Origin of the sequence: Myroides sp. 1354, from assembly GCF_030324495.1 — a bacterium.
GTDB lineage: Bacteria > Bacteroidota > Bacteroidia > Flavobacteriales > Flavobacteriaceae > Flavobacterium.
Window position 1 is genome coordinate 23,291 of sequence record NZ_JACAGN010000023.1, and the last position, 12,894, is coordinate 36,184.

Annotated in this window: 11 protein-coding genes; 5 read left to right on the plus strand and 6 right to left on the minus strand. The window is 35.5% G+C overall.

Annotation, left to right across the window (positions count from 1 at the left end; genetic code table 11):
• Positions 1 to 53: 53 nt before the first annotated feature.
• On the plus strand, positions 54 to 725 hold the full coding sequence (locus HX004_RS16565; protein ID WP_286443802.1) for an endonuclease III domain-containing protein: 672 nt from the start codon (positions 54 to 56) through the stop codon (positions 723 to 725).
• Positions 726 to 950: 225 nt separating this feature from the next.
• On the opposite strand, the gene HX004_RS16570 is transcribed toward HX004_RS16565, so the two are convergent.
• Positions 951 to 1,535 carry a sigma-70 family RNA polymerase sigma factor gene (locus tag HX004_RS16570; protein ID WP_286443803.1) on the minus strand — a complete coding sequence of 195 codons (585 nt, stop codon included), beginning with the start codon at positions 1,533 to 1,535 and terminating at the stop codon, positions 951 to 953.
• Positions 1,536 to 1,758: 223 nt separating this feature from the next.
• On the opposite strand from HX004_RS16570, the gene uvrA reads away from it, so the two are divergent.
• Positions 1,759 to 4,569, plus strand: coding sequence for an excinuclease ABC subunit UvrA (uvrA, locus tag HX004_RS16575; RefSeq protein WP_286443804.1), 2,811 nt, complete (start codon positions 1,759 to 1,761; stop codon positions 4,567 to 4,569).
• Between the two features lie 319 nt (positions 4,570 to 4,888).
• Here the strand turns inward: uvrA and HX004_RS16580 are convergent, their stop codons facing one another.
• From HX004_RS16580 to HX004_RS16595, 4 genes are all read right to left on the minus strand, one after another.
• Positions 4,889 to 6,190 (minus strand): glycosyltransferase family protein, encoded by a 1,302-nt coding sequence (locus tag HX004_RS16580; RefSeq protein ID WP_286443843.1) that lies wholly within the window; start codon positions 6,188 to 6,190, stop codon positions 4,889 to 4,891.
• Positions 6,191 to 6,214: 24 nt separating this feature from the next.
• Entirely contained in the window at positions 6,215 to 8,641 is a 2,427-nt protein-coding gene (locus HX004_RS16585; protein ID WP_286443806.1) for a YfhO family protein, read from the minus strand.
• 162 nt (positions 8,642 to 8,803) lie between these two features.
• Positions 8,804 to 9,094 (minus strand): DUF4834 family protein, encoded by a 291-nt coding sequence (locus HX004_RS16590; protein ID WP_286443809.1) that lies wholly within the window; start codon positions 9,092 to 9,094, stop codon positions 8,804 to 8,806.
• Positions 9,095 to 9,172: 78 nt separating this feature from the next.
• The gene (locus HX004_RS16595) at positions 9,173 to 9,547 is read right to left on the minus strand and encodes a rhodanese-like domain-containing protein (protein ID WP_286443811.1); all 375 of its coding nucleotides are present in this window, start codon (positions 9,545 to 9,547) and stop codon (positions 9,173 to 9,175) included.
• Positions 9,548 to 9,638: 91 nt separating this feature from the next.
• Between HX004_RS16595 and hemN the strand changes: the two genes are divergently transcribed.
• The 3 genes from hemN (at position 9,639) to HX004_RS16610 (ending at position 11,885) form a co-directional block, all read left to right on the plus strand.
• Entirely contained in the window at positions 9,639 to 11,000 is a 1,362-nt protein-coding gene (gene hemN / locus HX004_RS16600; protein WP_286443813.1) for an oxygen-independent coproporphyrinogen III oxidase, read from the plus strand.
• 8 nt (positions 11,001 to 11,008) lie between these two features.
• A complete protein-coding gene (locus HX004_RS16605) occupies positions 11,009 to 11,209 on the plus strand; it encodes a hypothetical protein (RefSeq protein WP_286443815.1) in 201 nt (66 codons plus the stop codon).
• Between the two features lie 265 nt (positions 11,210 to 11,474).
• Positions 11,475 to 11,885 carry a DUF5367 domain-containing protein gene (locus tag HX004_RS16610; protein ID WP_286443817.1) on the plus strand — a complete coding sequence of 137 codons (411 nt, stop codon included), beginning with the start codon at positions 11,475 to 11,477 and terminating at the stop codon, positions 11,883 to 11,885.
• A 50-nt stretch (positions 11,886 to 11,935) separates the two neighbouring features.
• Here HX004_RS16610 and HX004_RS16615 read toward each other — a convergent pair whose 3' ends face one another.
• Entirely contained in the window at positions 11,936 to 12,853 is a 918-nt protein-coding gene (locus HX004_RS16615; protein WP_286443819.1) for a phospholipase A, read from the minus strand.
• Between the last annotated feature and the right edge of the window lie 41 nt (positions 12,854 to 12,894).

A 12,894-nucleotide genomic window follows, 5' to 3' on the forward strand; every position in this document is an offset into this window, starting at 1 on the left:
CGATATTTGTAAAGATATCTGTAAAGATGTTCTTATAATTTGATTGTTTAAACATGACTAAAACTGAAAAAGTAAATTTTGTTCTTGAAACATTAGATGCACTCTACCCTGAAATACCCGTTCCATTAGATCACAAGGATGCCTATACTTTATTGATTGCTGTTCTGCTATCTGCTCAATGTACAGATGAACGCGTCAATAAAATCACGCCTCTCTTATTTGCTAAGGCTGATAATCCGTATGATATGGTGAAGATGACGGTAGAAGAAATTCAGGAGATTATACGTCCCTGTGGTTTATCGCCAATGAAGAGCAAAGGAATCTATGGATTATCTAAAATATTGATTGAGGAACATCAAGGTCAAGTTCCAGCGGACATGGAAGCCTTAGAGCGTTTACCAGCAGTAGGCCACAAAACAGCTTCTGTAGTGATGGCGCAGGCTTTTGATATTCCCGCTTTTCCCGTTGATACTCATATCCATCGTTTACTTTATCGCTGGGGATTTTCCAATGGCAAAAGTGTACAACAAACGGAAAAGGATGCCAAGCGATTATTTCCAAAAGATCAATGGAACAAGCTCCACCTCCAACTGGTGTGGTATGGACGTCAATACTCTCCAGCAAGAGCTTGGAAATTAGAATTAGATATTATAACCAGCGTAATTGGTCGAAAAACAATTCTCAACGAATATTATAAAAAACACGAAAAAAAAGCATCGAAATAATTCGATGCTTTTTTTTTAGTTTGCCTTTGATGTTTTCAAACTTGGTTCCATAAAATCACTAAGTGCTAAATGAGACCAAAACTTAGAATAATTCAATAATCTCTCGATTATTTCCGTTTTTGGTCCCTTCACTTCTTTCTCTTTTAAAAGGTTTTTGTAATTTTTTTCCATATAAAATCTGTTAGTTTCTACATTTAATTTAAAAACGCACAAACTGAGATTTTATTATAGGTTTAATGAAATTTGTTTTTTTTCCATTAATTTTCTCAAATTAATAATAGCATAACGCATTCTTCCTAAGGCCGTATTAATACTTACGTCTTTTGCCTCTGAAATCTCTTTAAAACTCAAATCCTGATATAAACGCATGCGAATTATTTCTTGTTGATCTTCAGGTAATTCTAAGATTAGCTGTTGTAAATCTTCTGTAATTTGACTATTGATCAACATCTCTTCAATGGTCTCACTATCATCCTTTAAAAAACTAAAAAAGGGAGTTTCTTCCGTATCATTGTGAATCAACATTTTCTTTTCTCTGCGGTAATGGTCCATAATCAAATTATGAGCAATTCGCATCACCCAAGAAATAAACTTTCCTTCTTCGTTATATCTTCCTGTTTTGAGGGTATTAATAACCTTGACAAAGGTATCTTGAAAAATATCATTGGTTAATTCTACATCATTTAATTTATTGAAAATAAATCCAAAAATCTTAGCTTGATGTCTTTTGATTAAAATTTCAAGCGCCTGTTCATTGCCTCCTACATAATGATGCACTAAAGTTGCATCTGGTAATTGAATTAATTCCATAACAAAATTCTTTTTATAGCTGTTCTATTCGTATCTAAAAAAGTAATTCTGTTATATAGGCTCTTGCTTTTATGAGTTAAGTGCTACAAATATATATAAAATATTTTGTTAAAAACAATAGTTTAAAAAAAATGTTAAACAACTTAATTATTCTTTACTGCAGAAAGCATTTCATAAACAAAGATAAAAGCGTATTTTTGTGTTTCAAATACACGAATCTCCTATGTCTAAAATAGATTTTTCTAAACTAGATCCTAAACACAATATTATAATTAAAGGGGCACATCTACACAATTTAAAGCATATTGATGTGGTTATCCCTAGAAACCAAATGGTGGTTATTACAGGCCTTTCTGGTTCTGGAAAATCTTCATTGGCCTTTGATACGCTTTATGCAGAAGGGCAACGCCGTTATGTTGAAAGTTTATCTTCTTATGCTCGTCAGTTTCTAGGTCGTATCGATAAACCCAAAGTAGAGTACATCAAGGGAATTGCTCCTGCGATTGCGATTGAGCAAAAGGTTAATACAACCAATGCAAGATCAACAGTAGGGACATCCACTGAAATTTACGATTATATCAAATTGTTATTCGCTCGTATTGGGCGTACCTACTCTCCCATTTCTGGACAAGAGGTAAAGAAAGATTCAGTGACAGATGTGATCAACTTCGTTAAGTCTCTTCCTTTGGAAAGTAAATGGCTCTTAGTAGCTCCTCTACTCTTTGAGGAAGGGCGTTCGCTAGCCGAACATTTGGCTGTTTTATTAAAACAAGGATATGCTCGTTTATTGGTGAAAGGAGAAACCGTCCGTTTAGATGAATTCTTACAACTCGAAGCTGAATTGATTAATCAATTTGCTACTGCGGATATTTTACTTATTGTAGATCGTATTGTAGTTAAAGATACAGAAGAATTTTTCAATCGCTTAGGAGATGCTATTGAAACTGCTTTTTTTGAAGGAAAAGGAACTTGTTTTGTATACGCTTTAGAAGACCAAACCCAACGAGAATTCAGCAATCGTTTTGAATTAGACGGGCTTACATTTTTAGAACCGAATATACACCTGTTCAGCTTTAATAACCCCTACGGAGCTTGCCCTACTTGTGATGGTTATGGCAATGTAATTGGTATTGATGAAGAACTTGTATTTCCGAATACAGGATTATCAGTCTATGAAAATGCTGTATTTCCTTGGCGAGGTGAATCCATGGGATGGTATCGCGATCAATTGGTACAACACGCTTATAAATTCGACTTCCCTATCCACCGCCCTATCTTTCAGCTTACTGCCGAAGAAAAAGCACTCTTATGGGAAGGAAATGAATTCTTTACGGGATTAAATGCCTTTTTTGAAGAACTTGAAGAAAAAAATTATAAAATTCAAAACCGCGTTCTCCTTTCAAGATATAGAGGAAAAACTAAATGTCCTACCTGTAAGGGAAAACGCTTGAGAAAAGAGGCTAACTATGTAAAAATTGGAGGAAAAACCGTTTCTGACTTAGTGGATATGCCAATTGAGAAATTGCTCGTTTTCTTTCGTGAATTACAATTGAACGATTATGAAAAACAAGTGGCTAAACGTTTGTTAATTGAAATAAACAATCGCTTGGGCTTCTTGCTTAATGTTGGGTTGGCATACTTAACGCTCAATCGAAATTCATCAACCTTATCTGGAGGGGAATCTCAACGTATTAATCTAGCTACTTCTTTAGGAAGTAGTTTGGTGGGATCCATGTATATTTTGGATGAACCTAGTATTGGTTTACACCCAAAGGATGGAGAAAAACTGATTCACGTCCTTAAACAACTCCAAGCTTTAGGCAATACGGTGATTATTGTAGAACACGATGAAGAAATCATGCAAGCAGCGGATCAAATCATCGATATTGGACCAGAAGCAGGTACTTTTGGTGGTGAATTAGTTGCACAAGGAACCTTAGCGGAGATTATGCAATCTGATTCCCTAACGGCTCAGTATCTCAATGGTACTATGTCAATTGAAGTACCTAAAAAAAGAAGACCATACAAACATTATATTGACATTATTGGGGCTAGAGAACACAATTTAAAAAATATTGATGTTCGCTTTCCATTGGATTGTTTAACCGTAATTACTGGGGTATCTGGAAGTGGTAAAAGTACCTTAGTCAAGCGTATTCTCTTCCCTGCTTTACAGAAGAAACTAACAGGATTAAGTGATAAACCAGGACAATTCACTTCGCTAGAAGGTAAGTTTGAGCACATCAAACAAATTGAATACGTCGATCAAAATCCAATTGGACGAAGTTCGCGTTCCAATCCTGTAACATATATCAAGGCTTATGATGAGATTCGCGATTTATACGCCAAACAAAATACCTCTAAATTAAGAGGATATCAACCCAAGCATTTCTCTTTCAACGTCGATGGAGGTCGTTGTGAAGTATGTAAAGGGGAAGGTGTAGTAACGGTTGAAATGCAATTTATGGCAGACGTTCATTTAGAGTGTGAAGCTTGTCATGGTAAGCGCTTTAAAAAAGAAGTATTGGAAGTTAATTTTGAGGGAAAAAACATAGACGATATCCTATCCATGACCATTGATGATGCATTGGCCTTTTTCAAACAATACAACCAAACGAAAATTGCAACGCGTTTACAACCTTTGCAAGATGTAGGATTGGGGTATGTCCAATTAGGACAATCGTCCTCTACCTTATCCGGAGGTGAAGCGCAACGCATCAAATTAGCGTCTTTCTTATTAGCAGGATCAACTAGAGAAAAAGTACTTTTTGTCTTTGATGAACCTACTACAGGACTGCATTTTCACGACATCAAAAAATTGTTGACTGCCTTTAATGCCTTAATTGATAAAGGCCATTCAATCCTCGTGATTGAACACAATTTAGATTTGATCAAATGTGCGGATTATATCGTAGACATTGGCCCTGAAGGGGGTGAAAATGGCGGTCAGCTGATTGCCTTCGGCACACCAGAAGAAGTTGCAAAATGTGCAGCATCTAGTACAGGACAATACTTGAAGAATAAACTGAAATAAACTCTTTTATTAGTGAGAAGAGAGAAGAAATCGTAACGCAGTGTAGATTCATCGAACACTAAAATAAATATGAAATAGGTGAGATAAAGAAGAAAGGGGTGAATTCTCCATTTTCTTCTACTATAAAAAACAAAGGACGAGTTGCACTCGTCCTTTATTTTTTTATTTTATCTCACTTTGATTGGATTTGTTTTGAAGTTCGATGAATAGGAATATATCTCACCTATTTTACAAAAACGACTTCGTTTTATTAGGCACAGGACCCTGTGCCTCTACGATCTCCTCTCTCTTCTTTCCTCTCTCTTCTTTCCTTTCTTAATTATTTCCTTTCTTCCAAAAGGCTCACCAAACGCTCCGTCAATCGTTTACGTCCAAAATACTGTAACCCCATTGCGTGTACTTTCAACTGCTTATTTTGATATTGTTCAAAATACTCCATTAAAATTTCGCGTATTTTATCCTTCTCACTATACAAAGCATTTCTTCCTACGTTCGTTTGTTGAATAATCTCAAAGAAATCAGATTCTTCCGGGCCAATGGCTAAAATTGGACGTTCTGCAGCCATATATTCGAATAGTTTTCCAGGAATAATTGCTCGTGTATCATCTGAATCAATTTCAACCAACAGCAACACTTGAGAAGCTCGCATTTGCCTTAAGGCTTCTTGATTCTCTACATACCCTCTATTATCTGTACATTCTAGCAGTTTAAATTCCGCTAAGGTATTGAGAATATCTTCACTTACTTTTCCTACTAATTTAAGCTCAAAAGCAGCCTTAAAGGCTGGATTTTCTCTTCTTAATTCACTGATCGCTTTCCATAATACCCTTGGATTTCGATTCGATAAAAAAGATCCTATATGAGCCAAGGTAAATTTTTCATCGGGTTCCACTTTTCCCAAGTGAACCGTATCATATCCATTGGTAATAATCGCAATGGGTTGATTTGTTTTTTCTTCAAACTCTTTACGCGTGGTTTTACTAGTTACAAGGAGTTGATCTGCTGTATTCAACACCTCGTGTTCCAAAGCATAATGCTTCTCCTTTGCTTGATCTGATAGTTTAAGCTCCTTATGATAACCAATTGTTGTCCAAGGATCTCTGAAATCAGCAAACCACGTTATATTTAATTTTTTCTTTAGTGCCAAACCTATTAAATGAACACTATGAGGAGGTCCAGTTGTAATAACCGTTTCGATCTCAGGATGTTGTTTTAAATAGTCCGTAAGATAAGTCACAGAAGGTTTGACCCAGCCAATTCTCGCATCGGGAATAAACATATTTCCACGAATCCACAACAACAACTTATCCCATTTCGATTGGTTTCTCACTTGAGGAATCATACCAGAACTCATGGTTTGAGCACGCTGTCCAGCCAATTTCTTTGCTAAAGCATAAGGTTCCTTAATCTTGTGTTTGAGTACAGTAATAGACGGATGAACCTCCTGCTCCAACTGCGTGTCAATCAAAGGGTAATTCGCTCCCTCAGGTACATAAACAATGGGTTCAATATTAAAATCGGGTAAATACTTGACAAACTTCAACCAACGTTGAACTCCAGGTCCCCCTGCTGGAGGCCAATAATAACATACAATTAAAACTTTTTTCTTTTCTATCTTCATTTCCATTTTTCTGCAACCTCTCGTTTATGCTTCTTTTCTTTTTTTCATATTCCAACCAATAGCACCAACAGCTAACAACAGAATTAATACCGAACTTGCCAAGGCAATTCGACTTCCCGTTTTTACAACTTGTGGTTCGAAGGTAAACTCAATCGTGTGTTTTCCTTTTGGTAATTCAATGGCACGTAATACATAGTCTACTGCTAAAATAGATACTTCTTGTCCATCTACTTTGGCTACCCATCCTTGAGGATAATAAATTTCAGAAAAAACGGCTAAACCATCATTTGCATTATCCGTTTCATAGACCAACTGATTTGCCTTGTATGAGGTAAGTTTTACAGAGGCCAGTGAATCAACCACATAGTTATCTTTCACAGTTTGTTTAAATTCGCTTACATTTAACACAGCTGTTGTTTTAGTATTGAGGTCAGTCAACGCTTTCATCTCTTGATCAGCTGATGTTACTTTTTGAATCGTGGATACAAACCAAGCGTTGCCATTCGCTTCATTATTTAGCATGGCTACATTGCGTCCTTCTTCATCGGCTTGAATGATGTATTTCACATTCAACATATTAAAGATCGGCATCGGATTTTGGCTCATTTGATAATCCGCCAATTGCTGAATTCTACGCGGTTTAGCTGCATGATATCCACCTAGAGATTGATGAAAATAAGAGGCTTTTGCACTATTTAGTCCCCCTTGAGCATCAAATACTCTAAAATGTGTTGGATCATTTAAGATTTGTTTATCCGCTTGTGTAATTTCAAATGGTTCTTCCATTTTTCTTGCCGATACGAATGATTCATCATTCACGTATTTGCGATCAACCATCACTAGATCACCAACTAAGAGACATCCAATAATCACCAACGCATACATTTCTTTTAATTTATCCTTGGCAATTAAAAATAATACAGCTGCACTTGCAAGTATCAACAAGAAAGAGCGAATCAAATCACTAGTATACATTGCTTTTCGCTCTTCAATTAAGGCGCGTATAAATCCAGGACCTACTTCACCATAAGCCATGCGATAATAATCATCATTTAAACCAGAAAAAGAAAGTGTTCCTTTAATTGCAAATAGAAATACCAAGATTCCACCTGCGATTAAACTTGTTTTCTTTAATGCATCTAGTTGTTGTTTTTGATCTAACTTAAAGAAACTATATAGTCCTAGTACAGCTAAAGTAGGGATACACATTTCTAGAATTACTTGAATGGAAGAGACGGCTCTAAACTTGTTGTACATCGGTACAAAATCGATAAACAAATTGGTTACTACGGCAAAGTTTTTTCCCCAAGATAAAATTAAGGCCATCAAAGCTCCGGCAAAGAAAATGTACTTTATCTTGCGTTTTTCCGTAAACATCCCCAAAACAAACAAGAAGAATACAACAGCTCCTATATAGGCAGGAGCAGCAACAATAGGTTGATCTCCCCAATACGTAGGTGCTTGTTTACTCATTTCTTTTGCTTGTTGTGGATTAGCACCTATAGTGGTGAAATAACGGTAAATCGCGTTATCTTGTTCTAATTTTTCATTATTAGCCCCTCCTGTCAAACGAGGTGCAATAAGGTTTAAACTTTCAAAAACGCCATAACTATATTCAGTAATATAATCATAGCTCATGGCATTAGAAGACGTTTTTGGTGATCCATCTGGATTATAGGTTAACTCACTTGAGCTACGTGTACTAAATTTGGTATATTCTGCCGTTGCCATGATATTGGTTGCGTTGGCACCAATACTTAATAGGGCTGATCCAAGGAGAATTGCATAAGCTACTCCTAACCCTTTCCAGTCTTTCGCTTTACTATATTGGTATGTATAAGCCACTGTGACAATCAAAAGAAACAACAACAAATAATACGTCATCTGGAAGTGATTAGCGCTGATTTCCAGCGCAGCTGCAACAACCGTTAGGATACCACCAACGACATATTTTTTTCTAAAGACTAATAATACCCCAGCCACTACCATGGGCATATAAGCAATAGCATGTGCTTTTGCATTGTGTCCTACACCTAGTATAATAATCAAATAAGTTGAGAATCCAAACGCTAAAGATCCAATGAATGCCTTTAAAGGACGTACTCCCAAGGCCATCATTAGAGCATAAAACCCTAAGAAATAGAGAAATAAATAATCTGCAGGTCTGGGCAAAAATCGAATCGCTGTATCTAAATGCTTGACAAAGTTATAGGGATACTTCGCTCCTAATTGGTAGGTTGGCATTCCACCAAATGCACTATTGGTCCAATAGGGTTCTTCATTAAATTCGGCTCTAAAATTACTTTGTTCCTTAGCCATTCCCATATATTGCACAATATCCGATTGATATATCACTTTGTTTTGCAATACGGGGGAAAAATAAAGTAAAGCTACTACGATAAAACCTACCAACACCAATAGATGTGGTACATACTTTTTTACTGCATTCATTCTCTAAAATTACTTTGCGTGGTTTGAATTCCGTTCAATTAGCTAAAGTAAGTAATTTTAGGGTTAGATAGGAGGGTTTCGTTCTTTTGTTTGTAGGTTTTTGTATTTTTTCGCAATCCGTGAAAATAAGGCCTAAAAAAAGCTCCTTTTAGGAGCTTTATATTATTTTTTATCAACTTCTTCAAAATCAATATATTCACCAACCACCTTGGTTGAACGCGGAAATTTATCTTTTCCCGCTGAGGTTTGATTTGTAAAATTTGGTTCTTCTTGAGTTGATCTATTTTGTTGATAAAAATCTTGCTGTTGCTGTTGAAAATTACGTTCTACTTTTTTTGCCATTTTGTAGACAAAAAGTGGAAATAAATAACGCATCGCAAATTTAAAAGCATAATAAATCACTACTATGATGACCAATGTTCTTAAAAAACTTCCAAATGATGCTATATCCATACTTTACCTTTTTTTCAAAAATAACAATTTTTTCAATCATCTAAGCGAGTCAATTCTTAAATAATTGATAAATTAAGCCTAGTCTTTTTCGGCCTTCCACGCTTTATATCCTCCTGCTAACTCTATGACCTCAAAACCTGCTTCTTGTATTTTCTGTGCAGCTGCTGCACTTCTTTTTCCAGATTGACAAAAAATATAAACGGGTTGCTTTTTATTCAATTGTTCTATTTTTTCTCCAAAGCTTTCCTCTAAAAAATCAATATTGATCGCATTGAAAATAGTACCTTCTTTGTATTCTTTTGGTGTACGCACATCGATTAATTGCACTTTTTTATTCGCAATTTGAGACTCAAATACGGTAGGATTTACTAATTCTTTTACTTTAACTTCCTGAGCACTAACCTTAAAAAACGACAGCATTACTAAAATAGCTGTTAAAATTATATTCTTCATCTTACTTTTAATCTAATTTTTTTTTATCAAGTGACAAATATCAGTATTATTCATTTTGATTCCTGTTACATTTGTTACAAATATACGAAAAATGGCTACCCCTCTTATACAAAAATACAACGTACCTGGACCTCGTTACACGAGTTATCCCACTGTACCCTATTGGGATGAAACTACTTTTTCTCGCGAAAAATGGTTGAAAAGCGTCAAAGAAACCTTTGACCTAACCAATGAGAAGGAAGGTATTAGTTTATATATTCACCTGCCCTACTGTGAGAGTTTATGTACCTTTTGCGGTTGTCACAAACACATCACGAAACGTCATGAAGTTGAGGTTCCCTATATCCAAGCCATACTAAAGGAATGGGAGTTATATTGTGCTGTATTAGTTGAAAAACCTTTTATCAAGGAAATTCACTTGGGTGGTGGCACACCTACTTTTTTTACACCTGAGCATTTACGCCTGCTTATTGAGGGAATTTTAGCTCGTGGAATCAAAGCAGATGAGTATGAATTCAGTTTTGAAGGGCATCCCAATAACACAACAAGAGAACATTTACAAACTTTATACAACCTCGGTTTTCGAAGAGTTAGCTTTGGCGTACAAGACTATAATCGCGAGATACAAAAGGCCATAAATCGTAATCAAACGTTTCACGATGTCGCTAAAGTAACTCTTTGGGCCAAGGAAATAGGGTATACCTCTATTTCACACGATATTATTTTCGGATTGCCATTTCAACAGGTTGAACATGTAATTGACACGATTGAAAAAACAAAATCACTCTCTCCAGATCGCTTAGCTTTTTACAGCTATGCTCATGTGCCTTGGATCAAAGGAAACGGACAACGTGGCTTCAAAGATGAGGATGTACCTAAAGATGAAGAAAAGCGAAAATTATATGAAATTGGAAAAAATCTTTTAGAAGAAAAGGGATATATCGAAATTGGGATGGATCACTTTGCTCTAAAAACAGATTCTTTATATAAAGCTATGAATACCAATAGCATTCATCGAAACTTTATGGGATATACCTCTTCTAAAACAGATTTAATGATTGGATTAGGCGTATCTTCTATCAGTGATAGTTGGACTGCCTTTGCTCAAAATGAGAAAAATATTGAAGCCTATTACACTGCCTTAGCAAATAATGAAATCCCTGTGGTGAAAGGTCATATTTTAAATGAAGAAGATTTGATAATTAGAAAACATATCCTACATTTAATGTGTAATTTACAAACGGATTTAAACAGCGATTTGGATTTAATCGATTTTACTCCGATGTTAGCGGAATTAAAAGAAATGGAAAACGATCAGCTGATTAGCATTCAGAACAATGTAATTACAGTAAACAAAGTGGGTCGAGCCTTTGTACGCAACATTTGCATGGCATTAGACTTGCGTTTACAACGCAATAAACCAGAACGCGCTTTATTTTCTATGACTATTTAACCTGTACTATGAATAAAAAATTCGAAAAAATAACCACTTATCTTGTTTTGTTTTTACTTGTCTACGGTATTTACCAATTAGACATTGACCAACTGTGGTCTATACAAATCAATTGGTTCTCTTATCTCGCATTCGCTATCTTCTTCTGCTATTTAATTTTTTCGCTGAAGAAAGCTGCGAAACAACAAGATTTACAAAAGAAAAAATAAAGACAAAATAGCTATACTTGTCGTTATCTAACTAATAATCAATACGATAAAAAAGGATGGTAAAGAAAAACTTTACTATCCTTTTTTATGCTATAACTTCCATTGATATACACTCCTTTTTTGGCCTTTTTTGTTTATTTTCGTTGTCAAAATGAAAGATAAATACCTAAATACACCAGCGTGATATGAGTTCTTTTCTTCTTAGAAAAGAAAAAATCAAAAACAAACTGCTCAACTTAGGCTTTGTCTCCTTACTATTTTAAACATGAACAAAACCAACCATCCCTTTATTCTCCCTGTACTTTTTATCGGTTTTTTAGTTTGGCTCATCGCCACTTTAGCTTTTCGCTTCGCAGGGCAATTTTTCTTTATTACAGAATCTCCCATAATTTTGACTCTTCTGTATTTTATCCTAATTCCTTCCATGGTTTTTCTCTCGTTATTTACCTTTCAAAAATTCAATTTATCGGGGTTTGAAAAAACAGCAGCTGGAATTCTTTTGGTATTACCCGGTATGATTATTGATACTTTTGCAATTCAATTTTTCGAAGCGATTTTTCCCAATATGCCTAGCAGTAGAGCCGCTTCTTTTGGTTCTTGGTTAATGTGGGCTTATACTATCGTAATCCTCACTGCTTTAATTAGCAGCATTCAACAAAAACAAGTGAAACATTAAGTTTATAAAATGAAAAAAGGAGAGTCAAGACTCTCCTTTTTTCATTTTATTTAGTACCATTCCATTAAGGAAATTCCAATACCAATTGTCGTTTGATTCCAATTGTAATCGATTAATGATTCTCCATATCCATTATTTACAACAAAGAATGCTTTGAGGTTATTCTTAATTGGATAGGTATAGGTCAACTCGTGAAATCCTTTATATCGAGAATTAAGACGCATATTATTTCGCGTCATAAAGGTTAGTACTTGTCCTTTGTATTCATAAGCAACGGTTAATTCACCTTTTCCATAGTATTCTGTAATCAGCGCATTGTCATCCGACTTATTTTTCTCTCCTAATCGAATCCAAGGTTTCAGCATAAACGTCCATTGATTATACTCCATGCCCGCATGCATAATTACGCGATTCCAGCTCCTTGACGTAGGTTCACTTTTCCCATTGGATTGATGATTAAAGGCAAAACCCGCCATTTTAAATTTAAAATGACCAATCGAAAGATTCAAAGGATAATTGAAAATAACTTCGGGTTCGTAATTCAACTCTCTGAAAGGTCTAGAAACTTCACCATTGAAAACTTGCCAATTGGCTGTTTGTGTAAAAGCCAACCAAACATCTCCTTTTCCAAACAACAACCCTTCTGTAACTTTGGTTTTAAAACTCAATTGAAAACGAGCTTCTACTCGATTATAGTCAACGGCTTGAGGTTGTCCCATATGTTCACTATAACTAAAAGGTTGTTTATTGGGCTTACTACTCCATCTAGCCGGCAAGAGATAAATCGGTTTATAAGGAGAAATAGTAAAAGTCTTTCTTTTTGCTGTTGGGGATAAATCCCATCGCTCAGTTAAAGAGTGTACAGTTGTATTCTCAAACAAATTGTCATCCGATGGCGTTTGTCCATACGAAGTTCCAATTGTTCCCAAAAGCACACACCCTCCAATGATATACGTTTTCCACTTCATCTTCTTAAATCTAATTCAGTTTATCTCCTACCTTAAACAAT